Source organism: Dyella amyloliquefaciens, assembly GCF_004296575.1.
Taxonomy (GTDB): domain Bacteria; phylum Pseudomonadota; class Gammaproteobacteria; order Xanthomonadales; family Rhodanobacteraceae; genus Dyella; species Dyella amyloliquefaciens.
This window is the reverse complement of sequence record NZ_SAYT01000005.1, coordinates 603581-627295: the sequence shown is the minus strand read 5'-3', so window position 1 is coordinate 627295 and position 23715 is coordinate 603581. Positions and strand designations below refer to the sequence as shown.

Here is a 23715-nt window from a genome sequence, read left to right as displayed (position 1 = left end):
TGATGAAAACTCCGTTATCATCTCGCGCCTTTGTTCCACCGATTACGTGTACCGCCCATGTGGCGGCAGACCAGGTATTCTGAAATGAAAACGTTCAGCGCCAAGCCGGAAAGCGTCAAGCGCGATTGGTTCGTGATTGACGCCACGGACAAGACGCTCGGTCGTCTGTCGACCGAGATCGCCCGCCGTCTGCGTGGCAAGCACAAGCCGGAATTCACCCCGCACGTTGATACCGGCGATTACATCGTCGTGGTCAACGCTGAGAAGGTGGCCGTCACGGGCGCCAAGCTGGACGACAAGATGTACCACCGCTTCACCGGTTACGTCGGCAACCTGAAGACCACGAGTCTCAAGGACCTGCTGGCCACCCATCCGGAGCGCGTCATCGAGATTGCCGTCAAGGGCATGCTGCCGAAGAATCCGCTCGGCCGCGCGATGTATCGCAAGCTCAAGGTGTACGGCGGTGCCGAGCACCCGCATACCGCACAGCAGCCGCAGGCGCTGGAAATCTAAGGAACCATCATGGCTATCCAGCAGAACTACGGCACCGGCCGCCGCAAGACCTCCGCCGCTCGCGTGTTCCTGCGCAAGGGCACCGGCGCGATCACGGTCAACGGCAAGACCCTCGACCAGTTCTTCGGTCGCGAGACCTCGCGCATGATCGTGCGCCAGCCGCTCGAACTGATCGAAGCTACCGACAAGTTTGACGTCAACGTGACCGTCGCTGGCGGCGGTATCACCGGCCAGGCCGGCGCGATCCGTCTCGGCATCGCTCGCGCCCTGATCGAATACGACGAAACCCTGAAGTCCCAGCTCCGCAAGGCTGGCTTCGTGACCCGCGACGCCCGCGAGGTCGAGCGCAAGAAGGTCGGTCTGCACAAGGCCCGCCGCGCTACCCAGTTCTCGAAGCGCTAATCCCGCTTCGACTGGCCGGTACATCAAGTCAGAGCGTACCGCTCAGCAGGGTTTTGGGAGATCGTCTAACGGTAGGACAACGGACTCTGACTCCGTTTATCTAGGTTCGAATCCTAGTCTCCCAGCCAAAATAAAAAGGCCCTGCGAAAGCAGGGCTTTTTTATTGCCTGCGTTTCGGTGCTCCGCGGCCTGGTCGGTGCAAGTCATGCGCCTGGCACCTTATCTTCGGCAGGACATCTCGGGCACCCGGTAATTGCGTGTGGCCGTTCTGCGCCGATCACGACCACACTTCAAAGAAGGCTCCGTTAGCGGCGACGGGACGAAGAGCGCACCCCTGTCGATCCCGCGCATGCTCATTCGTCGCATACATGATGGCGGCCATGCTGGTCGCCGCTTCCCGCAAAGGAAATAGTCATGTCCTACGTCGATGGTTTCGTGATTGCCGTACCCAGTGCCAACCGAGAGCAATTCATCGGATACGCCGGTAAGTTCGACACCATTTTCCTGGAGTTTGGCGCTATCCGGGTGGTGGAGTGCTGGGGTGATGAGGTGCCCGACGGCAAGCTCACCGATTTCCGTCGCGCCGTGCAGGCGAAGCAGGAGGAATCGGTGGTGTTCTCCTGGATCGAATGGCCCGACAAGGCCACCCGTGATGCGGGCATGGAGAAAGTCATGAAAGATCCACGCATGGATGCCGCCAGCAGCATGCCCTTCGACGGCAAGCGCATGATCTTCGGTGGCTTCGTGCCGGTGGTCAGTCTGCCGGGCTAGGGAGACCCTGGTTTTGGCCCGGCAGAGCCACACCTCCGCGGGCCGAACCTTTCCTCCGAATCGCATGGTTCGGCCACACCGGCCAAACCATGGTTCAGTGCGCACGTCTTCTGTCGGGCTTTTGCTTCTATGGCGGCAGGAGGCGGGCATCGTTCGACAAATTCGCCTGGCTCGACTGGGCAGCGCATGGCGCTTGCCACGGATCGCGCTGCACGGAAGAGCTGCGGGTGGGAAGAGCAATCCAAGGTCCGTACGTGGCGAGCATTTGCCCCTGGCTTGAACGAAAAAGCAGCGCTCTTCTTTAACGAAGCCCTCAACCAGTCCAGGCCGGGTGCAGCGCCGGCCCAGACTGCCGCACCGAGGATGGCTCCCGTGCTCCGGCTTCGCCCGCCATGCCAAATGGCACAAGCTCGCGAAATCCCGCTCGTCATAACGTGGCACGGAAGGCTGCACTTTCAACCGGCCGTGGGTGAGTTCCCGCGAGCCGGCCGCTGACTGGGCTACAAGGAAGCGTCCAATGAATGCGGAATCACGGCTGGCCCGGCTGGCGGGCTTGCTCTACCTGATCGTTGTGGTCACAGGCATGTTCAGCCTGGGCTACGTGCCCTCACGGCTGGTCGTTCATGGCGATACGCAGGCGACGCTGGAACGCATGGCGGCGTTCGAGCCGCTGCTCCGTTACGGCATCGCGAGTTTCCTGGTGGAGCAGGTGGCGTTCCTGCTGCTGGCCTTTGCGCTCTACCGCCTGTTGCGCGCGGTCGATCCGACGGTGGCCGCCGTCATGGTGGCATTGGTGGTTATCAGCGTACCGCTCGCTTTGGTGAGCCTGGTGGAACGTTTGAACCTGCTCTCGCTGCTGGAACGCAGCGATGTGAGTCACGTGTCCGATCAGTTGATGGCGCTCGTGCGCGCATCGCTCGACGCATACAGCCATGGATTACTCATCACCAGCGTGTTCTGGGGGCTCTGGTTGTTCCCCTTCGGATTCCTGGTCATGCGTTCGGGGTTGCTGCCGCGTTTCATCGGCGTATTCCTGATGATCGGCTGCGTGGGTTACGTGGTCGACGTGTTGTGCAGCATCCTGATGCCAGGCTACGGCGACATGGGCATGTCCGACTACATGACGCTGCCGGCCGCCATCGGCGAGATCGGCAGCTGCCTGTGGCTGCTGTTCGTGGGCGTCCGCCGCCCGATCGGGCTTCCCGTTCAGCCCTCACATCCCCTCTGACCCGACGCATGGAATCGTCATGGCCAAGCCGCCTTCCTTGGAAGACATCAAGGTACCCGTTCGGCTGAAACTGTCCGCGCTATGGGCCAGCCTGATGTTTTGCTACATCTACGGCGATTATTTCGGGCTCTACCAGCCTGGCAACCTGCAGGACATGCTGAAAGGGCAGATGGGTCCGCTAGGCCCGACCACTCAGGGCGTCCTGTTGGGCACGGCCGCCTTGATGGCGATTCCCAGCCTGATGGTCTTTCTTTCCCTGGCGTTGCCTGCGGTGTTGAGCCGTTGGTTCAATGCTGCGCTGGGCGTGGCTTACGCCATCATCATCCTGATTTCGATGCCAGGCGCATGGACGTTCTACCAGTTCCTCGGCGTGATCGAGGCGGTGCTGTCGCTGTACATCGTATGGTTGGCGTGGCACTGGCCTCGCGTGGCCAGCGCCTAGCGCCATCGTGCAGCCATGAGAGCCCGCCATGAGGCCGGGCTCCCTGGCGCTGTCTTCTCTATTCGCTCTGTTCCATCTGCATGGCCTGGATGCGCTGCACGTAGCGCTGGTAAGCGGGAATGACGAGGGCCGCGCCCAGAACCAGCGCGGCCAGCCACAACACCCAGAACACCACCTTCGGTGGCTCCGGCTGGCGCGCGCCGGTTTCCTGCCAGCGAGCAATCCAGCGCAGCTGGCCTTGCAGATAGAAGGTGTTGAAGAAGAACAGCGTGACGCCGCCGATCTCTACCGGGAGCCCATGCGGAGCCAGCTTGCTGCGGATGGAGCCTGCCATGGCGAAGTAGGCGGTGATGAACAGCACGAAGTAGGCCAGGCTCAACAAGCTGCCGAGCAGCGAGAACGGATGGCCGATCGACACTACTTCGCCGACCACCAGGCAGACCACGCCGATGCCGAGCCACAGCATCGCCTTGCTGTCCTTGTCGATCTTGCGGACCCAGTTGGCCTGCATGAAAGGCCACACGAGCGTGAAGATGCCCAGCGTCACGATGCCAAGCAGTAGCAGCACGCCCCAGTGCATGGAGGGCGCCGGCGGCAGGTCTTCATCCGGGGCTTCTGCGGGCGCGCGATAGGCGGAGGTAGGTTCGTCGAGCATGTGCGTGGCCGCGGGGCGATCCGTGGCATCGAACACGGCGGCGGCCGGCGGCGGCGATGGCGGCAAGGGGCCGGCCGGAGCAGGGCGTTCGGAAAACAGTGAGTACAGTGGCGCCCATTCCGGCATGCCGTTGCGCCATGCCAGCGTCTGCGCGTCATAGCGGCCTTCCGTCATCCATCGACGCACCTCATCCACCGGAAACGGCCCGCTGCGCTCGCCGTGCTCCGCAATCCAAATCTTCTCGCCGACGGACATATCCCTTTCCTCGTTGCGGTTGATGAATACGGCCGTGTGAAGGCGGCCGGATGTGGAGTCGAGAGGAGTGCTGCGATCGGCATGAGCCCACGGCGCCTAGGCGCGCAGCCTCTGGATTCGATGCCTGTTTCCTGGCTCCCCGCGATTGAGCCTAATCCCCTGTGAGCGCCGTCACAAGGCAGCGTGGACGTTCACGCATCGAGGACGAGCGAACGCGGAACCTAGCTGGAATCACGGGACGTCAGTCACCAGGATGCTGCAATCGACCTCGCCGGAAGTGGATGCTGCCCCGCGCGCGGAATCATCGCCCCGTGAGGCCAGCATCCTGTCGCCGCTTGGCGTGACGGCATTCCGCCATATCTGGATCGCCAACCTGCTCGGCAACCTCGGCACCTGGGCGCAGTCCGTGGCCGTGGCCTGGGTGATCACGGCGGCGCATGCCGGTCCCATCATGGTGGCAATGGTGCAGGTCGCGTCGGCGGCGCCGCTGGTCGTGTTGTCGATTGCCACGGGCGTGCTGGCGGACAACTACGACAAGCGACGCATCATGCTGATCGGGCAGGCGGTGGAGATGGCCGGCGCGATCTTCCTCACGGTGCTGGCCTTCATCGGTTACCTGGATCCGTTGGTGCTGATCCTGGCCGTGCTGTGGATATCACTTGGCAGTGCGATCACCGTGCCGGCGTGGCAATCGGCCGTGGGCGAGCAGGTGCCGCGTGAGATGGTCAGTTCGGCCGTGCTGCTCAACGGCGTGAACTACAACGTTGCCCGCGCGCTGGGACCGGCGCTGGGTGGCCTCATGTTGAGCGTGCTCGCGCCGAGCTGGGTGTTCCTGGTCAATACGCTGAGCTACATCGCGCTGCTGGCGGCCCTCTGGTACTGGCGCCGTGAAGTGCCCGTGCGCAGCCTGCCGCCCGAAGGCATTCGCGAAGGGGTGGTGGCTGCGCTCCGTTTTACCTGGAATTCCACGGTGACGCGGCTCGCCATGCTGCGTTCCTTCATGTTCGGCTTCACGGCCAGCGTCATATGGGCCCTGCTGCCGCTGGTTGCGCGTGATTTTCCAGACGGCAGCGCGGCGTTGTACGGCTACATGCTGGGCATGCTGGGTATCGGTGCGATCCTCGGCAGCGTGCTGGTGCCGTCGCTGCGCCGCCGGGTGGGTTCGAGTCGCCTGATCAGCATGGCAGCTGGCACGCTGGCGGTGATGCTCGTGCTGCTGGCCTATGCGCGAAGCCTGGCCGTGATGATGCCGGCGCTGGGCGTGGCGGGTGCGTGCTGGATCGCCGCACTCACCGAGTACAACGCCAATGTGCAGATCCTGGTGCCGGACTGGGTGAAGGGACGTGCGCTCGCGCTCTACCAGACCGCGTTGTATGCAGGCCTGGCCATCGGCTCGTTCCTGTGGGGCCATCTCGCCGAAACCATGAGCGTATCGGGCGCGATCCTTGCCTCGGCGATCGTGACGGCCATCGCCACCTTCCTGCTCTATCACTCGCAATTCCCGCAACTGGATGCAGGCAGCCTGCGACTGGTCACGCGGGGCAAGACGAACCCGCCGCAGCTCGACTTCGATCACGAGCGTGGCGACGTGGCGATGTCGATCGAGTACATCATTCCCGTCGAGCGCGCGGCCGAATTCGTGGCGATGTCCGACGCACTGCGCAGCCTGCGCTTGCGCAATGGCGGCCGCTACTGGGGACTGTTCCGCGATGTCCGCAACGAGAAAGTCTGGCGCGAGATGCTGCTGGTCGAAAGCTGGCTGCAGCACCTGCGCATGCTCGATCGCATGACGTTGTCAGACAAGGCGCTTATCGACCAGGTGAGGGCGTTGCATGAAGACGACGAGCCGCCGCGCGTCACCTTGAGCGTGACGTATCAGTCGATCCGCTATGACGACCAACCTGCGGACGACGGTCAGGACATTTAGACGGCTATCCTGCGCTACGAAAGCAGGATCTTGTCGGAGTCTTCGCAAGCTTGTGTGTGGCAGAAGTGCAACACGTGTGATGGTTGGCACAAAATCTACGGCATTCGACCGTTTTTCAGGGTGAGTGAAAGGAACACGTAAGCGGTCGGGCGTTATCGCTCGAAGGGCCGCTCGGTCTTCGATGGCCGTGTCGTATGGGGAGGCGGCAAAGCAATTTCTTGCGTAGGTCCATGGGCCACCCTCAGCGTAGGGGGCGTTGGCGTCGTGCGTCCGGACGACCTTTCCGAAACCTTTTCGTGGGAGGAAGCAACGTGAGATTCAAATCCGTATGCGGTCGAGTGACCGCAAGAGCGCTGCTGACGCTGTTGGCAGCGGGCGTAGGCACTACCTACGCCACGCACGCACAGGCAGGCACCATCGGCCTGCTGTCTGCTCCACAGGTGACACGCGCGCCCAACGACAACGATCGCGTATCGTTGCCGGGCAACGTGTCGCCATTCGCCACGGCTGACAACGACCGCGGCGCGGTTGCCGACAGCCAGCCGCTGGAGCACCTGCAGCTGTTGCTGAAGCGTCCCGCCGATCGCGAAGCTGCGCTCGAGCAGTTCATGCAGTCACAGCAGACCAAGGGCTCGCCGAACTATCGCCAGTGGCTCACGGCCGAACAATTCGGTCAGCAGTACGGTCCCTCGCAGCTCGATATCGATGCGGTGACAAGCTGGCTGAAGTCCCACGGTTTCACCGTCAACCAGGTCTATCCCAGCGGCACGATGATCGACTTCTCGGGTACGGCCGGACTGGTGCGCAGCGCCTTCCGCACGGAGATCCATCATCTGAGCGTCAACAACGTCGCGCACATCGCCAACATGAGCGATCCGCAGATCCCGGCCGCGTTTGCCGGCGTGGTGCAGGGCCTGGTCTCGCTGCACGACTTCCGCCCGCATACGAACTTCAAGCCGCACGCTGACTACACCTTCACCAGCAGCGGCAGCACGTACCAGGCGGTGGTGCCGGCGGATCTGGCCAAGATCTACAACTTCACCCCGGTGTACAACGCGGGCATCACCGGCACGGGTCAGACCATCGTGCTCATCGAAGACACCAACGTGTACTCGACCGCCGATATCACCACCTTCCGTTCGACCTTCGGCCTGCCGACCGCCACCTTCACCCAGGTGCATCCGAGTAGCTGTACCAACCCGGGCGTGGTGACCGGCAACGATGGCGAGGCAGAGCTGGACGTGGAGTGGGCCGGTGCGGCCGCACCGGGTGCCACGCTGGAGCTGGCGTCCTGTGCCGATACCTCGACCACCTTCGGTGGCTTGATCGCGATCGAGAACCTGATCAACGCTTCCGGCACGCCGCCGGCGATCATGAGCGTCAGCTACGGCGAGTGTGAGGCGGAGAACGGTGCGACCGCGAATGCGGCCTACATCTCCACCTACGAGCAGGCCGCGAGTGAGGGCGTGTCGGTGTTCGTGTCCTCGGGTGACGAGGGTGCCGCCAGCTGCGATGCCGACAAGACCAATGCCACTCACGGCATCGGCGTCAGTGGCTTTGCGTCCACCCCGTACAACGTGGCGGTGGGCGGCACGGACTTCGGTGATACCTACGCAGGGACCAACAGCACGTACTGGAGCTCGACCAACGGCTCCACCTACGGCTCGGCCCTGTCGTACATCCCCGAGATCCCGTGGAACGACTCCTGCGCCAGCGCGCTGATCAGCAGCAAGAGCGGCTACAGCACGCCCTACGGCACCAGTGGCTTCTGCAACAGCGCCACCGGCAAGGAGTATTACCTGACGACGGCTTCGGGCAGCGGTGGTCCGAGCGGCTGCGCCAGCGGCAAGGCCAGCACCAGTGGCGTGGTCAGCGGTACCTGCAAGGGCACGGCCAAGCCGTCGTGGCAGTCCGGCTTCCTCGGTAACCCGGCCGATGGCGTGCGTGACATCCCGGACGTCTCGCTGTTCGCCGCCAATGGCGTGTGGGGCCACTACTACGTGTACTGCTACACCAATACCGCCGGTGGCGGCGTGGCCTGCACGGGCGCCCCGAGTGGCTGGGCTGGCGCGGGTGGCACCTCGTTTGCCTCGCCGATCATGGCGGGCATCCAGGCCCTGGTGAACCAGAAGATCGGTGCCAGCGTGGGCAACCCGAACCCGACGCTCTACTCCCTGGCCAAGACCGAGTACGGCACCAGCGGCAGCACCTCGTGCAACTCGAGCAACGGCAATGCCGCCGGCGGCAGCTGCATCTTCTATGACGTCACCCAGGGCGACATGGACGTGAACTGCACCGGCACGCATAGCTGCTATCGCCCGTCGGGTACCTACGGCGTGCTGTCGACCTCGACCACGAGCTATGCCAAGGCCTACGGCACCGGCACGGGTTGGGACTTTGCCACCGGCATCGGTACGGTGAACGCGGCCAACCTGGTGAACAACTGGCCATGACGAACGATTGACCGGTAAAACAAGACGCCCCCGGGAGACCGGGGGCGTTTTTTTCGGGGCTCGCTGCGGCTCATCGCACAGGAGGACTCGATGACGCCTTGTCGTGAGATGGATCCCTCACCCCAAAATGGAGGGGCGCGTCACATCACCTTGTCGCCCACCAGCACCACATCCGCCGCGCGGCGTGCAAACAGGCCGACGGCAACGACGCCGGGAACCTGGTTGAGATCGTTCTCCAGCGCCACCGGATCGGCGATCTGCCAGCCATGCACGTCGATGATCCAGTTGCCGTTGTCGGTAACCACGCCGTCGCGCCACACCGGATTGCCACCGCGCTTGACAATCTCGCGGCCGATCAGGCTGCGTGCCATCGGGATCACCTCGATCGGCAACGGGAACTTGCCCAGCAGATCGACGCGCTTGCTGGAGTCGATGATGCATACGAACTTGTCGCTGGCCTCGGCCACGATCTTCTCGCGTGTGAGCGCGGCGCCGCCGCCCTTGATCAGGCGCTTGTGCGGATCGCATTCGTCCGCGCCGTCGATGTACAGCGAGAGCGAGCCGGTGGCGTTGAGGTCGAGCACGGGGATGCCCAGGCGCTTGAGGTGCGCGGTGGACTGCTCCGAGCTGGATACCGCGCCCTGGATGCGGTCCTTGAGGTCGGCCAGCGCATCGATGAAGAAGGCGACGGTGGAACCGGTGCCGACGCCGATGATGGCGCCGTCCTCGACGTAGCGGATGGCGGCTTCGCCGGCCTGGCGTTTTTCGTTGGCGTTGCTCATGGGTAGATTCCGATAAGGGTGAAAGCGTTATTCCATCGCCAGGATGTGTTTCCACTCGGGCGCGCCCACCGGCATCACCGACAGGCGGTTGCCCTTGCGCACCAGCGGCATCTCGACCAGCGCCGGATCGGACTGGAGTTCCTTCAGCGTGATGGTGCGCTTGAGCTTTTTGACGAACTTCACTTCCACCAGCATCCAGCGCGGGTTGTCGCGCGAGGCGGCGGAATCGAAGTACTTGCTCTTGGGATCGAACTGGGACGGATCCGGATAGGCGTCGGTGGCCACTTCGGCGAGGCCCACGATGCCGGGCTCGTCGCAGTTGGAGTGATAGAAGAACACTTTGTCGCCGATGCGCATGCCGTCGCGCATGAAGTTGCGCGCCTGGTAGTTGCGCACGCCGTCCCAGGCTTCCTGGCCCTTGCGCTTCAAGTCATCGATGGAGAACGCGTCCGGCTCGGACTTCATCAGCCAGTGGCGAGAGCCTGCCTTCATATGCCAAGTACCTCGCGCCGGAAGCTGTTTGCCCGCAGAACAAGGAAGAACGAGGGAGTGTATGTCGATACACGACCGAGTGATGACGCCGCGCTGCGGGCAAACAGCTTCGGCCCATCGGGTTGCGCTTGAGCGGTCGCCAGGCGATAGCGCGCGGCTTGACCTGCCAGCCAGGCAGGCGCTGCGCCACGCACTAGCGCCTGGCGACCGCTCAAGCGCAACGCGAGGCACTTGGCATATGAAGGCAGGCTCTTGGGCTTGCTCATGCGTGGGCTTCTCCATCCTCGCCGTTGGCGTGGCAGTCGATCAGTTCGCGGTCGGTGGCGATGAAATCCAGCGGCACGTCCCAGTCTTGCTCGTCGATCTCCGGCAATTCCTGGAACGCATAGGCTATTCCGACCAACAGCGGCTCGGTCGGACGGACCTGCTCGTTGAGGAAGGCAAAGGCGCGATCGTAGTAGCCGCCGCCGGTGCCGAGGCGATTGCCACGGCGGTCGAAGGCCGTCAGCGGCACCAGTACCAGGTCCAACTGGAACGGCTCCAGCAGTTCCCGGGGCGATACCGGTTCAGGAATGCCATACCGGTTCGGCTCGACGTCCTCGCCGGCGTGCCAGGGGGCGAAGCGGAGCTGGTAGTTGGGACCGATCACCGGCAGCAGGAACTGCTGGCCGCGCGTGGCCAGGGGCGGTATGACCAGATTCAGCGGCAATTCGCCGTCGCAGGCCCAGTAGCCGGCGACGCGAGCGTCGGTGAGGTATTCGGGCAGCTGTTCCAGGCTGCGCCGCAGGCCCTGGGCGGCCGCGATGCGCTGGGGTGGCGTCAGCGCGCGGCGCTGCTCGGCCAGTTGCCGGCGTAGTTCGCGTCGCTGGGCGTCCACGTTCGCGTCTCCTGCCAGTGCGGGCCCGCGAACGGACCTGAACGCCCGGCGCCAGAGGCGCCGTACGAGGGGAATGAGGTGGCGTTAACCGCGATGCCGCTGCCCACCGAACGACCTTGATCCACGATGGATCAGGTGGGAGGGCGACATGGTCTCAAGGCTTTCCGCACGCGGCGGACATGCACAACGACCGATGAAAAGCCGACCCGGGGCCGTATTTAGGAACAAGGCAAATGTAAGAGTGTGCTGGCGCACACCGCAGAAAACGCCGTGGCTATTTTATGTGGGTGTCCAGTGCCGCTTCAAGCTTCTGTCGCAATGCGGCCAGACCATCAGTCACGCTCTGGTCGGATCCGCCGTGCTGCTTGCGCAAGGCAAGGAATTCGTGCGTGATGCTGATCGCAGCCAGAACGGCCAGCCGATCGAAGCCCGGCGCCTTGGCGTTGGCACGCAATTCGCGCATCTTGCGATCGAGGTAGGCGGCCGATTCCAGCAAGCCTTCGCGTTCTTCCGGCGCGCAGGCGATGAGGAATTCGCGATCGACCAGGCGCAGGGCGACCGGTTCGCTGGCGGTGTTGCTCACGCTGCTCTCAGCCATTGTTTTCGAGCGCCTTCAGTCGCTGGATCATCGCTTCGACGCGGCTGCGCGCCTGTTCGTTGCGCGCCATCAGGCCTGCTCGCTCACTCGCCAGCTGTTCCTGGCTGTGCCGCAGGCTGCGGTTTTCCTCATTGAGACGACGCACGGTGTCGAGCAGGCGATCGACCTGTTCGCCGAGGGCTGCTAGCTCTCGCTTGACGGGATCTGGCTTGACGGATTCGGGCGCGCTCATGGCCCGGAACTATAGCAGGCCGTCCGGCCAAAACAGCAGGCTCCGCCACGTTCCCCGGGGCGGTGCATTAAACTGGCGGCTTGCCCTGAATGGAGTATGGCCATGGCCGCTGATGAGCTCATTGGCTACGACGAACTGGACGACACCGTGGTCCATCTGAAGCTGGCTGTCCCGGCCAGCGAGCTGCATGGCTCCCTCTGCGGATTCCTGTCGGGCGGCGCCCGCGTCGGCAAGCAGTCGCTGATCGAGGCGCTGCATATGGACGCCGAGGTGGTGCCCGCTGGCCGTGACCAGGCCCTGCTCGAACGGCTGGTCAAGCAGAGCGAGGCCGAGCTGGCCGACCCTGAGCTGGGTTTCGAACCCCTGCTGCCGGCCGATGACCGCCCTCTGCCCGAGCGGGCCGAGTCGCTGGTGGACTGGTGTCGTGGCTTCCTGGGTGGCTTCGGCCTCGCTGGCGCCGAGACGCACGGCAAGTTGTCCGAAGAGGCGCAGGAGATCCTGCGCGACCTCGGCACCATTGCCGCCTCCTCGTTCGACTTCGGTGACGAGGCCGAAGACGAGGATGCGCTGATCGAAGTGCATGAGTTCGTGCGCATGGGCGCCATGCTGTTGTTCGCCGAATGCGCGAAGCGCCCCGCCAGCCAGAACGACACGCTGCATTGAGCATTTCGTCCGAGGAATACACGCGTCGTCGCCGCCAGCTGATGCGCATGGCCGGCGAGGACGCCGTGCTGCTCATTGCCGCCGCGCCCGAGCGCGTGCGCAATGCCGACGCGAACTGGCCGTATCGGCAGGACTCGGACCTGCATTACCTCTCGGGTTTTCCCGAGCCCGATGCCGTGCTGGCCCTGTTGCCGGGACGCAAGCATGGCGAAGCGGTGCTGTTCTGTCGCGAGCGCGACGAAGAACATGAGCGCTGGCACGGCGAGACCATCGGCACCGATCGCGCCGTCAGCGAGCACGCCATGGACGACGCGTTTCCGATCGACGACATCGACGACATCCTGCCCGGCATGATCGAGGGCAGGGCGCGCGTCTACTGCCATTTCGGCAGCGAACCGGAGTTCGATGCGCGCCTGCTCGGCTGGATGCGCCGCCTGCGCCAGTTGCGCGGCGGTGGTGTGGTGCCGAAAGAGTTCGTCGCACTGGGACATCTGCTGCACGACCTGCGTCTGTACAAGTCGCGCGGCGAACTGAAGCTGATGAAGACCTCGGCGTCGATTGCGGCCGAAGCGCACCTTGCTGCGATGCACGCGGCCTTGGCCGGACGCCACGAATACGAAGTGGAAGCGGAGATCCTGCGCGTGATGCGCAGCCGCGGCGCGGTGCCGGCGTTTCCTCCGATCGTGGCCAGCGGGCACAACGCCTGTGTGATGCATTACACCGCCAACCGTGCCGTGCTGTGCGAGGGTGACCTTTTGCTGGTTGATGCGGGTGCGGAGATGGATTGCTACGCATCCGACATCACGCGCACCTTCCCCATCAGCGGTCGCTACACCCGCGAGCAGCGCGCACTGTACGAAGTCGTACATGCCGCACAGCTGGCGGCCATCGACGAAGTGATGCCCGGTCGTGCATTCAGCGCCGCGCATGAAGCGGCTGTGCGGGTGATTGCCGAAGGGCTGTGTGCGCTCGGCCTGATCCCGGGCAGCGCCGACGATGCGATTGCCGAAGGCAGCTACAAGCGCTTCTTCCCCGCCAAGACCGGCCACTGGCTGGGCCTGGACGTGCACGACGTCGGCGACTACCGCGTGGACGGCGAGCCGCGCATCCTCGAGCCCGGCATGGTGGTGACGGTGGAGCCGGGCATCTACGTGCCCCCTGGCGATTTCAGCGTGGCCGAGCGCTGGCGCGGCATCGGCATCCGCATCGAGGACGACGTGGCGGTCACCCGCGACGGCAACGACGTGCTGACGTCCGACGTGCCCAAGGACGCCGACGAGATCGAGGCTTTGCTGGCCGCGCGCTGATCGCGACGCGGCCGTCGGGGCTGGATCAGTCCTCGGCCCTGGGCACGAACGCGCCTATTGAGGTGAGGATCTCGGCGCCGTCCTGATTAAGTGCCGGCGCGGCGAAAGCCTGCGGCCCAGGCGTGCGTCCGAACTTGATCGGATGCGCGACGCCGCGATAGTGGCCCACGGCAGGATGCCTGAACGTGTCGATCATGCCTTCGGCCAGCACCTGCGGATGCTCGAACATGTCTTCGATCCGACGTGCGGCCGCGCTGGGCACTTCGTCGCCGAACAGCGCCTCCCATTCCAGTGCGCTGCGCGTGGACAATGCCTCGTGCAGCTGCGGCACGATCTCGCTGTAATGCTCCGCGCGTTTGCGCACGGTATCGTAGCGGGAGTCGTCGCGCAGACTTTTCAGTCCCGTCTTCTCGCATAGCGCGCGCCAGAAATGCGGCGTGTTCGCAGAGATGTAGATGTAGCCATCGCGCGTAGGATGGATGCCGGTGACCCCGCCCGAGCGCATGTCGCGGCCGATGTCGAGCGACTCGCCTTCTGCCCAGATCATGCGCGCGGACTGCATGGTCAACGCGCTGCGTAGCAGCGACACACCCACGAATTGCCCGAGCCCGCTGCGCTCCCGTTCGAACAACGCAGAAGCCACGCCGGCGGCAAGCAGGGCAGCCGCGTAGTAGTCGACCACCGACCCGAAGATCACTTCCGGCGGACCGCCGCGCTTGCCCTGCAGCGCGCACATGCCGGTCATGGTCTGCAGCACCTGGTCGTAGCCGGCCTTGTCCTTCATCGGGCCGGCCTCGCCGTAGCCGGTAAGGGCGCAGTAGATCAGGCGAGGATTGATGAGATTGAGGCGATCGTGGTCGATGCCCAGGCGCTCGGCGACACCAGGGCGGAAGTTGTGCACGAGCACGTCGGCATCGCGCACGAGCTTGAGCAGCGCGGCATGGTCCTCGGGGCGCTTGAGATCGAGCACGATGCCGCGCTTGCTGCGATTGACGCCGAGGAACGCACGGCTCTCGCTGGCGAGCGTGGAGGGATACTGACGCAGGTTGTCGCCCCCCGGCGGTTCGATCTTGATCACGTCGGCACCCTGGTCAGCCAGCAGCGTGCACCCGTAGGGACCGGCGATGTAGGCGCTCAGGTCCAGCACGCGGATGCCTGCGAGAGGGCCGGCATGGCCGCGGGGTGCCGCGTTCGACTCAGGCGAAAGGGTTTCCATGCGTTGCGTATTCACTCGATTCCAGGTGCCCCATGCGGAGATTCACTCTGCAACAGGGGGTGTGAAAGAAGAAGCTGCCGCAGCTAGTTTCTCGACGCACAATTCCTTGTGTAAGCGCGTCAGGGCAGCTGCGGCGCCAGGGGCAGCCAGGCAAGACGCCAGGCACCGTCCACGCGTCCGCCGGCGCAGAAATACGGCGTGAATTCCAACGGCGGCCGGTAGCCCAGGTCGAGGCTTACCATCGGCGTCGCGTCCGTCGCGCCTGGATGGAAGCTCAGCCATCGGTCCGGGTTTCCCTCGGGCAGCCGCACCGTCTCCTCGACCTTGAAGCCGTCGATCAGGCCGGTGGCGTAGACGAGCGGCCCGCAGGTGATGCCGATGTATTCGAAGCGCAGCACTTCCTGCTTCACGTCGCTGCCGTCCGGTGCCTTCGATTCCTGCACGTTGCGGTTCACGGCGTGGTGCAGCAAGGGGCGCATCGGTAGCTGCAGCATCACCGTATCGCCATCACGCCATTCGCGCTCGATCTCTGCGTAATTGCCGCCGGCCGGGGGGCGGTCCAGTGGCTCTCCGTTGACCTGCACGCTGGCGTCGGTAGCCCACGACGGAATGCGCAGACGCAGGGCGAAGCGCACGACACCCGCGGTGTGCACGCGAAGCGCGATGACGCCGTCGAAGGGATAGCGTGTTTGCTGCTGCACGGTGATCTGGTGGCCGCGTAGCGAGAAGCGCGTCTCGCCGGCGCCGTAGAGATTCACGCTGAGCGTGTCGTCGCCATGCGCGTAGGCGATCGCCGGGAGTTCTTCCAATGCCATCGCGCCGCTGGACTTGCAGCAACGCCAGTAGGTCGTGTGCACGCGTCTGCCATTGGGGAAGACGTAGTAGCACCAGTCCTCACCATTGGGTGCCTGTGCCGCGAGCAGGTCGTTGTAGGCCGAGCGCTCGATTTCTTCGGCGTAGCGTGCTTCGCCGCTGATGGCAAGCAGTTCGCGGTTGAGTTGGATCCAGGCCAATGTGGAGCAGGTTTCCACGTAGGCATGCGGGCTGAAGGTGCCGGGCGCATTGAATACCTCGCGCGACCGATGCGCGACGCCGCCCCAGGGGCCGCCGCCGAGGGTGAGGTGCTTCTCGCGGATGCTGCGCCAGAGGTTGTCCACCGCTACGCGGTAGTCGTGCTCGCCGGTGGCGCGATAGAGCTTGGCCAGGCCCACCAGGTTCCATGCGAGCTGGTAGGCCTTGCCCGTCGCAATGAAGGCGGCATCGGTATCCGCGAGCGCGCGCGTGAGCAGGGCGAGGTCGGGTTCGTCGTTGGCTTGCGCGAGGATGCGGCGTGCCAGTTCGAGGTAGCGTGCCTCGCCGGTGACGAGGTGCAGTTCCACCGCCGGGTCCAGCAGCACCGTGGCCGACATGCCGAAGTGGTTGCCGAGTTCGGTGATGTCGATGCCGCCTTCGGTCAGCGTGTACAGGCAGAGGTCGCCGATGCGGCGTGCAGCGTCGAGATAGCGCACGTCGGCAAAGTGCTTGTGCACCTCCAGCAGGCCCAGCACGAGATAAGCATGGGTCCAGATGTCCCAGGTGCGTACGCTGGGCGCGCCGTCCCAGCTCACCAGTTTGGGCGGCTGCTGCACCATGAATCGATGGTCGATTGCGTACGTGCCCAGATAACCGTCGGAATCCTGCACCGAGACCAGGAAATCGGCCACTCGCAAAAGATGCCCGCGCAACGTGGCGTCGCCGCTACGTGCCGCCGCCTTGGCCGCCGCATAGAGCCATTTGCCGGCGTGCTCGCCGTACCAGTCGCCGGCGCGATTGTTTTGGCGCTGCTCTGGCGCGAACAGCGCGATGGCGGCGCTGTGTTCATCGGTGATGAAGTGCGAAAGGCGGCCGTGCAGATTGGCGCGCAGGGCTTCGCCCAGCAGTCCATCGAGTCGCGTGACGGGTGCTGGCATCAGGCGGCATCCACCACGCAGCGGAAACCCACGCATGCGGAGCGATCCTTTCCTGGCGCCATCAGCAGATACTTGCCGTGCTGGTCGAGGCGATAGGCCTGGGGGAAATACCAGTGGGACGTCTGCGGCTGGTAGTGGCTGCCGCCGCGCAGGATGGCTGACCGCGTATGCTCGTCGTGGAATTCGTCGGTCCACTGCCACACGTTGCCGACCAGGTCCAGCACGCCGAATGGGCTGGCACCCTGCGGATGCGCATCGACAGGAGCCGGTGGCGTCAGTACGCGGCCGCGGTGGACGGCCGGCACGCGCGATGCTTCCCAGCAGTTGCCCCACGGATACAGGCGCCCGTCGGTGCCTTGTGCCGCGTATTGCCACTCCCATTCCCGCGGCAGGCGCTTGCCCGCCCACTCGGCGTAGGCGCGCGCGTCCTCGATCGACACCCAGGTGACCGGTCTGTTCTCCCAGCCGGGCTGGGGCGCACCGTCACGCCAGTGATGCAGGAATTGGTGCCCGTCAGACGGGCGCCAGCCGGTGTCTTCCAGGAACGCGAGGAACTGCGCGTTGGTGACGGGCGTGCGGTCGATGTGGAATGCAGGCACCTGCATGCGATGCCGGTGATGGCGGCGCGCGCTGTTCTCCCACGGGTATTGCACGTCGTTGCCTTCCCAGGTCTGGCCTTCGATCTCCACGCCACCGACGACGAAATCGAAGTCGCCGGTAGGGATGGTGATCATGCCTGCCGGCGCCTTGGCGAGCGGCGTCGTGGCCGGAACCGGCACGATGTGTTGCGGCAGCGATCGCCATGTCTTCGACAGTGACTGCAGCGGCGTGTTCGCCCACTGGCGTGCACGCTGCAGGAACACATCCAGCGCTTCGATGCCGGCATCGGCCCGCAACGCCAGGACGCAGCCAAAGCCGCGGCCCTCCATCGGGAACGAAAAGAGCGCCGTGCCGTCGGTGATACGCGGATTCAGTGCCACACCGTGCCAGACGTCGAAGTAGTGCGTGCCTTCGACGTGCGGCACGCCCAGCTGCTCGCCGTCCACGTCGTACTCGTTGCGGTTCACCAGCGTCCACAGGGTGTAGTCATCCAGTGGGAAGCGGCTGGCGAAGACACCCGCCTGCTGTGTGCGCTCGTAGGGACGCCAGGCCATGCTCACCATGGCGGGAGCGAACTGCCGTTCTATGGCGGCAATGCGGCGCAGCGATTCGGCGTCACGCGGCGTCAGCTGGTTCCAGATTCCCCAGACGTTCTCCCAGGCGTTGTAGCCGATGCCGTTGAAGAAGATGTACTGGAGGTCGTGGTTGCGGTCGCGGCCCCAGCGGTTCTCGTAGTTGATCATGTGGCGCGGTTCCAGCCACTTGAACTTCGCCACGGGCGGAATGACTTCGTTGGGTGCCTTCTTTCCCCAGCTCTGCACGTTCCAGTTCAGCTGCTCTTCGGCGCTGATGGTGGATTCGGGTTGCAGCACCACTGGCCGTCCCGTTTCGTCGCAGGCGGTGAAGAAGGCACGCGGCACGCCATTGTAGGTGTCGCCATTCACGCCATCGGCGCCGACGGCGGTGACGAGCTTCGCCATGGCCTGCCAGTCGTTGTCCGCGGATGGCCGTGTGCCGTTGTCCCACGGCATCGTGGGAAGGAATACGCGCACGCCCCGGCGATGGAAATCAGCGACGGCACCTCGCAAACCTTCCAGCCCGCCGGGCAGGTCGAAGGCGAGGTCGGTCTTGTTGCGGTCGTCGATGCCGATATTCGGGTAGACGAACCAGATCAGCACGCTGTCGATGCCGCCGAAGCGTGCCTCCAGGTCGTCCAGGTAGCGGTCGACCGTATAACGGCCCGCCACGGGGTCGTAGAAATAGCGATCTTCCACCATCATCTGCGCATGCACGAAGTTGCGCTGCGCCCATTGCAGCTCGGGACGCCGGTAGTTCGCGTCGTCGAAGCCGATGCGCGTGAGATGTTCGCGGCGCCAGTCGATCAGCTCGGCAATCCAGTCGTCGGCGGTGCCGTCGACGTCCATCTTCCAATGGCCGATCTCGGCGAATGGCCAACCGGGTGCCTTGCCCGGCGTGGGCAGGTAGCGACCGGTGGTGACGTGGGAGAACTTGTACTCGGTGCCCACGCGGGGATGCAGGGTGTCGCCGTCGTCGGCAGTGGTGAAGTCGGGAGCGGTCGTCATGGGGCTATCGCTATGGAAGCTCAGGGAGCGTGATGGGCGTGCGCGGGCGTGGTGGGCACGCGGGCGAGCAGGGCGTCGACCTCGGCGCGCGAAGGAACTCCAGCTTGAGCGCCCAGTCGGGTGCATGCCAGTGCGGATGCGGCGGTGGCGTGCCGCAGGGCACCGGTCAACGGAAGTCCTCGGCTTAATGCTGCCACCAGGGTGCCGCAGAACGTGTCGCCCGCGCCGGTGGTGTCGACGGGATCGATGGCGAACGCGGGTTGCACGAAGCGCTCGCCGTTCGCGCGTGCAAGGCAACCCCGCGCGCCGAGCGTGACAACCACGCAAGCATTGTCCAGCGAGTCAAGCGCGCCATCCAGGTCGTGGATCCCGGTGAGTTGCACCAGTTCGGGTTCGTTGACGATGAGAATGTCCACCAGCGCCAGGGTGTCGCGTGACAGTGCCTGGGCCGGCGCAGCGTTGAGTACCGTTACCACCCCGGCTTCGCGCGCGCTGCGCGCCCAGGCGATGACGCTCTCCAGTGGTGATTCGAGCTGCATCAGCAGGTGGCTGACGCCGGTCAGCGATGGCAGATGGTGCGGTTGCAGCGAGAGATTGGCGCCTGGCGCCACGGTGATGGCATTTTCCGCCGTACCGGAGAGGCACACGAAGGCCACCCCGGTCGGTGCCTTGGCGCGCATCACCACCAGTTCCACGCCGGCGTCCCGCAGCGAGGTTTCCAAAGGGAGCGCGTGGGCATCATCCCCCAGGGCCAGCAGCATGCGCGTGGACGCACCGCCGGCCCGCGCGCAGGCAACGGCCTGGTTGGCGCCCTTGCCTCCGGGATGGGTGGTGAACTCGCGCCCGAGCACCGTCTCGCCCGGTGCCGGGACATGCGAAGCGCGCACTACGAAATCGAGATTGGCGGAGCCGATGACGAGCACGGATCCTGGACTGGAGGCATTCATGGCAGCGATTGGTAAACCAGGTTGTAGAACGGACGGCTGACGCGAGGAAGCTCCTGCACGCCTTCGCGTGGCAGGTGTTGCAGCAGAAGGATGGCGACTAGCTTTTCCCGTGGGTCGATCGTGTAGTAAGTGGAAGCAGCGCCCGACCAGCCGTATTGGCCATTGGACCCGAGCTGGCCGCGCCGCGCCGCGTCGATTACCACGTAGCCACCGATGCCAAAGCCTTCCGCGTCGCTGAACTGCGTGACGGGCGGATCGAGCATGGTGAGATGGTTGCTCATCATCAGTTCGACCGACTTGCGGCTGAGCAGCTGCACGCCATCGAGCGCGCCGCCGTTGAGCAGCATCTGGGCGAAGCGTGCGTAGTCGCCCGCCGTGGAATAGAGGCCTCCCGCGCCGCTCGCATAGGCGTTGAGCGGCTCGCCGGGATGACGCGCGCTGTTCGTATCGGCCAGGACGAGGCGGCCGTGCGAGTCCGTGGTGGTGAGGTCAACGACGCGCTGGCGTTGCGCCATCGGCACGCTGAAGCCGGTGTCGCGCATCTTCAGTGGCGCGAAGATGCGTCGCTGCAGGAACTGATCGAAGGGCTGCTGTGAGACGACTTCGACGACGCGCGCCATCAGTTCGATCGAGGCGCCGTCATAACCGAATCGCCTGCCCGGATCGGCGGCCAGCGCGATATGGCTCATGCGTTCGGCGAATTCGCGCAGGTCGCGGCTACCGTGCGGGTCGATGCCTTCCATCCGCTGGGTCGCCTGCTCATCGCCCTTGAGTCCCGCGGGGAAGCCGGCGGTATGGGTGAGCAGGGCATGCAAGGTGATGGGCTTGCCGGCCGGTCGGAGCACGGGGGCCTCCGCCGTGCCGCCGATCATCACCTGGGGTGCGTCGAAGCCGGGGAGATAACGCGAAACGGGGTCTTCCAGCGAAAGGCGCCCTTCCTCCACCAGCATCATGACGGCGACGGAAGTCACCGTCTTGGTCATGGAGTAGATGCGGAAGATGTCGTCCCTGCGCATCGGCTCCCGGCGGCCCAGGTCGCGATGGCCATAGGCCCGCCAATCGACAATGTGGCCTTCGTACATCACCAGCGAGACGGCGCCGAGGTAACCCTCCGCGTCGGTCGCATGGTTGAGGTAGTCATGCAGGCGTCCGAAGCGCGCTGTGGGGAAGGCTGCCGCGACGGGGGCGTCCCAGGGCGATGCGTTGGCGCACGCCATCACGCACAGCATCATGACGGCGGTCACGAGCCATCGGCCTCCCTGCTTGTACCCATCGATCATCGACTCTCCTGCTTTCGCGACGACGCCCCGTTCGCGTGGGGCGTCGTTCCAACCCTGCCCGTCACCCGTGCATCAGAACGTGATCGAATAGGTGACCGAGGTAACGCGGCCGCGACCCGACCAGTAGTTCTGGTAACCGGCCAGCTGCGACCAGGTAAGGATGTACTGCTTGTCGAAAAGGTTCTCTACGCCGAACGACAGTTTGCCGCTGCGACCCATGTCGTAGTTCACGCCCAGGTCCCACAGGGTGTAGCCGTGGGTCTGCTCGTCGTAGCTGAAGGTGGCGCCGTCATATGGGCGGGTATCCGATCCGGAGATGTGGCGGCCGAACAGTGAGGTGAAACCCAACGTGGCGTCGGCGTTGGCGAGGAAGTTCCAGGTCACCGATCCGGCCAGCTTGTCCGGGTTGATGTCCAGCACGCCCATCGGCTTCTTCAGGTCGCCTGCGGGGAAGCGGCCGGCCGGGTCGGTCGCCCAGAACGAGGTGGCACCCTTGATGTGCGAATACAGGCCGGTGATCTTCCAGGTCGGGTTGATCTGCCAGTCGCCGGTCAGTTCCGTGCCTTCGATGCGTACCGGTGCGCGCGACAGGATGAAATCGTTGCTGTGCGGATCGATAGCCAGCGAGGCGCCGAAGGGCGACTTGGAGATGTAATGCGTGGCGCCGAACGAGGCGAAGTCACCGCGCCAGTTGAAGCCGAACTCGTCGTTCTTGAAGATGATCGGCTGCAGGTCGCTGATGCGGTCCACCGATTGGCCCGGCACGTTGATGTTGCGCAACGGGATGCCGATGTTGGGCAGCGTGAACCCCTCGCTGTAGGAGGCAAACGCGGACCATTCGTCGGTGATGCGCCAGATGCCACCGATGTTCTTCAGGTTTTCCTTGTAATTCAGGCTGCCACCCTGCACGAACACGCGATTGCGGTAGTAGGTGGTGGTGTAGCTGTCCACTTTGAGAGTGTCGTCCTCGTGGCGCATGCCGCCGCTCAGCGTGACCGGGCCGATGTCATAGGACAGCTGCGCGTACGGCGCCGTGCTGTCGTACTTCATGGGTGGCACCCACAAGCGATTGGTCAGGGCCAGGCGCTGGTCGGCCTGATCCTTCACGTAGTCCACGCCCACGTGCAGCTCCAGTCCGGTGAGGAACAGGTCGGGGCGCGTCCACGAGGTGCGGATGCCTTTCTTCTTGGCGCGGATCTCCGACTGGTCCCACAGCGTGCCCAACGGCGCGATCAGTGGGTCCTGCTTGTCGTCGGTGAGCTCGGGCAGGTAGCGCATGGCCTGGTTGGCCTGGTACACGTTGATGTCCAGCGCGCCGCCAAACAGCTTGTTGTGGGTGTACTCCACCGCGTACTGCTCGAAGTCGTTGAAGGCGTCCTTCGAGCCGTAGATATGTCCCTTTTCCGACGTATTGGTGCGCGGCACGGCGCACGGCGGATCGTCGGTGGGACCACGGCAGCCCAGCACCTGGTAGTAGTCGCCCTTGCCGTCGATCTTGAAGTGGCTGTAGGAGGCCTGGACGCGCTGGTCGTTGCCTTCGCCGAAGTTGTAACCGGCCTTCAGGAAGATGTTGTCCGAGAGCGAATCGGCCAGCGAGCCGCTGGTGTTGAGGCCAATGCGGCGACCGTTGCCGTCATAGGTGACACCGCGGTCGATGTGCGAGCCGGACAGCAGCAGGTCGTATGAATCTTCCTTGCGGGTGAAGGTCACGCCGGTCTTCCAGCCGCCGCTGTCGCGCGGTCCCTGCGTCGAGTAACGCATGGTGACGGTGGTTTCGTTGCCTTCCTTGGTCGGCACTTTGGAGATGTAGTTGATGATGCCGCCCGCCGCGCCGATGCCCTCGGAGGCGGACGGGCCGTTGATCACTTCTACGCGGCCGACGATGCCCATGTCCGTGAAGGTGCCGTTGCGCGTACCTTCGCGTAGCGGCGAGCCCTGGGGCACGCCGTCTAACAGGCGGAGCGGAATGCGACCGCGCAGCGTTTCGCCGGTGTTGCTCATGGCCTGCGAGGATTCGGCATAGCCCGGCACGGCGCGAGCCAGCACGGCGGTGGCATCGTCGGTGACCAACAGGGTGTGCTGGATCTCGGCCTTGCCCACCACAGTGATCGCGCCGGGGATCTCGTCCACGGCCTTGGGCGTGCGCACGCCGGTCACGATGACCTGGTCCAGGTTGGTGACTTTCTCCTTCTTCGCAGCGTCGGCATCCTTCTTGTTCTTATCGACACTGCTGGCGTTCGCCGGCGCCGCGCCCTGGGCATCCTGTGCATGGGCGCACGAACCCATGACGGAGAACAACAACAGGCTGCTGATCGCTGCGGTGAGTGGCTTGATCATCGTTTGGTCTCGTTGTTATGCAGTCGTCCGCGGGTGTGCAGATGCCCACCCGGCGCATCGCGGAGGATGGCCAGGAACGTTTGCTTGTGGTGATTCGCCGGCGACGTGCTCTCTCCCCAACGTCCCGACGGCCCCGCTTTGTTGCTGAAGGCGAGCCTATCTCGCGACGCAGTCCACATATAACCGGCGCGTCCTATGTTCAGAGA

Annotated in this window: 21 protein-coding genes, 1 tRNA gene and 1 other RNA gene; 10 read left to right on the top strand and 13 right to left on the bottom strand. The window is 64.6% G+C overall.

The features are described from left to right. Window positions 1–84: 84 nt before the first annotated feature. The 6 genes from rplM to EPB08_RS14560 all read left to right on the top strand — a co-directional run bounded on the left by rplM (window position 85) and on the right by EPB08_RS14560 (window position 3356). The gene (gene rplM / locus EPB08_RS14585) at window positions 85–513 is read left to right on the top strand and encodes a 50S ribosomal protein L13 (RefSeq protein WP_130619814.1); all 429 of its coding nucleotides are present in this window, start codon (window positions 85–87) and stop codon (window positions 511–513) included. 9 nt (window positions 514–522) lie between these two features. Next, window positions 523–915 (top strand): 30S ribosomal protein S9, encoded by a 393-nt coding sequence (gene rpsI, locus EPB08_RS14580; protein ID WP_038623370.1) that lies wholly within the window; start codon window positions 523–525, stop codon window positions 913–915. 54 nt (window positions 916–969) lie between these two features. Beyond that, window positions 970–1043 (top strand) — tRNA-Gln (locus EPB08_RS14575). Between the two features lie 286 nt (window positions 1044–1329). Next, window positions 1330–1686, top strand: coding sequence for a DUF1428 domain-containing protein (locus EPB08_RS14570; RefSeq protein WP_130619813.1), 357 nt, complete (start codon window positions 1330–1332; stop codon window positions 1684–1686). Window positions 1687–2203: 517 nt separating this feature from the next. Beyond that, window positions 2204–2914: a DUF4386 domain-containing protein gene (locus EPB08_RS14565; protein WP_130619812.1), complete on the top strand. Its 711-nt coding sequence runs from the start codon at window positions 2204–2206 to the stop codon at window positions 2912–2914. Between the two features lie 19 nt (window positions 2915–2933). After that, on the top strand, window positions 2934–3356 hold the full coding sequence (locus tag EPB08_RS14560) for a DUF6326 family protein (protein WP_130619811.1): 423 nt from the start codon (window positions 2934–2936) through the stop codon (window positions 3354–3356). A gap of 58 nt (window positions 3357–3414) precedes the next feature. On the opposite strand, the gene EPB08_RS14555 is transcribed toward EPB08_RS14560, so the two are convergent. Next, window positions 3415–4266, bottom strand: coding sequence for a DUF4339 domain-containing protein (locus EPB08_RS14555; RefSeq protein WP_130619810.1), 852 nt, complete (start codon window positions 4264–4266; stop codon window positions 3415–3417). A 253-nt stretch (window positions 4267–4519) separates the two neighbouring features. Between EPB08_RS14555 and EPB08_RS14550 the strand changes: the two genes are divergently transcribed. Both EPB08_RS14550 and EPB08_RS14545 read left to right on the top strand, forming a co-directional pair. Beyond that, entirely contained in the window at window positions 4520–6193 is a 1674-nt protein-coding gene (locus tag EPB08_RS14550) for an MFS transporter (RefSeq protein WP_130619809.1), read from the top strand. A gap of 311 nt (window positions 6194–6504) precedes the next feature. Continuing rightward, entirely contained in the window at window positions 6505–8646 is a 2142-nt protein-coding gene (locus EPB08_RS14545) for a S53 family peptidase (RefSeq protein ID WP_165418510.1), read from the top strand. 140 nt (window positions 8647–8786) lie between these two features. Here the strand turns inward: EPB08_RS14545 and rpiA are convergent, their stop codons facing one another. The 6 genes from rpiA to EPB08_RS14515 all read right to left on the bottom strand — a co-directional run bounded on the left by rpiA (window position 8787) and on the right by EPB08_RS14515 (window position 11627). Then, a complete protein-coding gene (rpiA, locus tag EPB08_RS14540; protein ID WP_130619807.1) occupies window positions 8787–9428 on the bottom strand; it encodes a ribose-5-phosphate isomerase RpiA in 642 nt (213 codons plus the stop codon). A gap of 27 nt (window positions 9429–9455) precedes the next feature. After that, window positions 9456–9920 carry an EVE domain-containing protein gene (locus EPB08_RS14535; RefSeq protein ID WP_130619806.1) on the bottom strand — a complete coding sequence of 155 codons (465 nt, stop codon included), beginning with the start codon at window positions 9918–9920 and terminating at the stop codon, window positions 9456–9458. Window positions 9921–10182: 262 nt separating this feature from the next. Next, window positions 10183–10797: a 5-formyltetrahydrofolate cyclo-ligase gene (locus EPB08_RS14530; protein ID WP_130619805.1), complete on the bottom strand. Its 615-nt coding sequence runs from the start codon at window positions 10795–10797 to the stop codon at window positions 10183–10185. An 81-nt stretch (window positions 10798–10878) separates the two neighbouring features. Next, window positions 10879–11065: non-coding RNA, 6S RNA (gene ssrS / locus EPB08_RS14525), on the bottom strand. Between the two features lie 6 nt (window positions 11066–11071). Beyond that, the gene (locus EPB08_RS14520; RefSeq protein ID WP_425598259.1) at window positions 11072–11380 is read right to left on the bottom strand and encodes a cell division protein ZapA; all 309 of its coding nucleotides are present in this window, start codon (window positions 11378–11380) and stop codon (window positions 11072–11074) included. Window positions 11381–11387: 7 nt separating this feature from the next. After that, window positions 11388–11627: a TIGR02449 family protein gene (locus tag EPB08_RS14515; protein WP_130619803.1), complete on the bottom strand. Its 240-nt coding sequence runs from the start codon at window positions 11625–11627 to the stop codon at window positions 11388–11390. 102 nt (window positions 11628–11729) lie between these two features. On the opposite strand from EPB08_RS14515, the gene EPB08_RS14510 reads away from it, so the two are divergent. Together EPB08_RS14510 and EPB08_RS14505 are read left to right on the top strand one after the other, a co-directional pair. Continuing rightward, window positions 11730–12290 (top strand): UPF0149 family protein, encoded by a 561-nt coding sequence (locus EPB08_RS14510; RefSeq protein WP_130619802.1) that lies wholly within the window; start codon window positions 11730–11732, stop codon window positions 12288–12290. Further along, window positions 12248–13597 (top strand): aminopeptidase P N-terminal domain-containing protein, encoded by a 1350-nt coding sequence (locus tag EPB08_RS14505; protein ID WP_130619801.1) that lies wholly within the window; start codon window positions 12248–12250, stop codon window positions 13595–13597. The genes EPB08_RS14510 and EPB08_RS14505 overlap by 43 nt, the downstream gene beginning before the upstream one ends. A gap of 25 nt (window positions 13598–13622) precedes the next feature. On the opposite strand, the gene EPB08_RS14500 is transcribed toward EPB08_RS14505, so the two are convergent. From EPB08_RS14500 to EPB08_RS14475, 6 genes are all read right to left on the bottom strand, one after another. Then, the gene (locus EPB08_RS14500) at window positions 13623–14813 is read right to left on the bottom strand and encodes a CaiB/BaiF CoA transferase family protein (RefSeq protein ID WP_130619800.1); all 1191 of its coding nucleotides are present in this window, start codon (window positions 14811–14813) and stop codon (window positions 13623–13625) included. Window positions 14814–14932: 119 nt separating this feature from the next. Further along, window positions 14933–16762: a glycoside hydrolase family 127 protein gene (locus tag EPB08_RS14495; RefSeq protein ID WP_130619799.1), complete on the bottom strand. Its 1830-nt coding sequence runs from the start codon at window positions 16760–16762 to the stop codon at window positions 14933–14935. Beyond that, window positions 16762–18945, bottom strand: a complete 2184-nt coding sequence (locus EPB08_RS14490) for a formylglycine-generating enzyme family protein (RefSeq protein ID WP_130619798.1) — start codon at window positions 18943–18945, stop codon at window positions 16762–16764. The genes EPB08_RS14495 and EPB08_RS14490 overlap by 1 nt, the downstream gene beginning before the upstream one ends. A gap of 20 nt (window positions 18946–18965) precedes the next feature. Continuing rightward, on the bottom strand, window positions 18966–19892 hold the full coding sequence (locus tag EPB08_RS14485) for a ribokinase (RefSeq protein WP_130619797.1): 927 nt from the start codon (window positions 19890–19892) through the stop codon (window positions 18966–18968). Further along, window positions 19889–21136 (bottom strand): serine hydrolase domain-containing protein, encoded by a 1248-nt coding sequence (locus EPB08_RS14480; RefSeq protein WP_165418509.1) that lies wholly within the window; start codon window positions 21134–21136, stop codon window positions 19889–19891. The genes EPB08_RS14485 and EPB08_RS14480 overlap by 4 nt, the downstream gene beginning before the upstream one ends. Window positions 21137–21244: 108 nt before the next feature. Further along, window positions 21245–23509, bottom strand: a complete 2265-nt coding sequence (locus EPB08_RS14475) for a TonB-dependent receptor (protein ID WP_130619795.1) — start codon at window positions 23507–23509, stop codon at window positions 21245–21247. Between the last annotated feature and the right edge of the window lie 206 nt (window positions 23510–23715).

Coding starts and splice junctions, on each gene's coding strand:
- rplM (WP_130619814.1), top strand. CDS start 85: ATGAAAACGTTCAGCGCCAAGCCGGAAAGCGTCAAGCGCGATTGGTTC.
- rpsI (WP_038623370.1), top strand. CDS start 523: ATGGCTATCCAGCAGAACTACGGCACCGGCCGCCGCAAGACCTCCGCC.
- EPB08_RS14570 (WP_130619813.1), top strand. CDS start 1,330: ATGTCCTACGTCGATGGTTTCGTGATTGCCGTACCCAGTGCCAACCGA.
- EPB08_RS14565 (WP_130619812.1), top strand. CDS start 2,204: ATGAATGCGGAATCACGGCTGGCCCGGCTGGCGGGCTTGCTCTACCTG.
- EPB08_RS14560 (WP_130619811.1), top strand. CDS start 2,934: ATGGCCAAGCCGCCTTCCTTGGAAGACATCAAGGTACCCGTTCGGCTG.
- EPB08_RS14555 (WP_130619810.1), bottom strand. CDS start 4,266: ATGTCCGTCGGCGAGAAGATTTGGATTGCGGAGCACGGCGAGCGCAGC.
- EPB08_RS14550 (WP_130619809.1), top strand. CDS start 4,520: ATGCTGCAATCGACCTCGCCGGAAGTGGATGCTGCCCCGCGCGCGGAA.
- rpiA (WP_130619807.1), bottom strand. CDS start 9,428: ATGAGCAACGCCAACGAAAAACGCCAGGCCGGCGAAGCCGCCATCCGC.
- EPB08_RS14535 (WP_130619806.1), bottom strand. CDS start 9,920: ATGAAGGCAGGCTCTCGCCACTGGCTGATGAAGTCCGAGCCGGACGCG.
- EPB08_RS14515 (WP_130619803.1), bottom strand. CDS start 11,627: ATGAGCGCGCCCGAATCCGTCAAGCCAGATCCCGTCAAGCGAGAGCTA.
- EPB08_RS14510 (WP_130619802.1), top strand. CDS start 11,730: ATGGCCGCTGATGAGCTCATTGGCTACGACGAACTGGACGACACCGTG.
- EPB08_RS14505 (WP_130619801.1), top strand. CDS start 12,248: ATGCGCGAAGCGCCCCGCCAGCCAGAACGACACGCTGCATTGAGCATT.
- EPB08_RS14500 (WP_130619800.1), bottom strand. CDS start 14,813: ATGGAAACCCTTTCGCCTGAGTCGAACGCGGCACCCCGCGGCCATGCC.
- EPB08_RS14495 (WP_130619799.1), bottom strand. CDS start 16,762: ATGCCAGCACCCGTCACGCGACTCGATGGACTGCTGGGCGAAGCCCTG.
- EPB08_RS14490 (WP_130619798.1), bottom strand. CDS start 18,945: ATGACGACCGCTCCCGACTTCACCACTGCCGACGACGGCGACACCCTG.
- EPB08_RS14485 (WP_130619797.1), bottom strand. CDS start 19,892: ATGAATGCCTCCAGTCCAGGATCCGTGCTCGTCATCGGCTCCGCCAAT.
- EPB08_RS14475 (WP_130619795.1), bottom strand. CDS start 23,509: ATGATCAAGCCACTCACCGCAGCGATCAGCAGCCTGTTGTTGTTCTCC.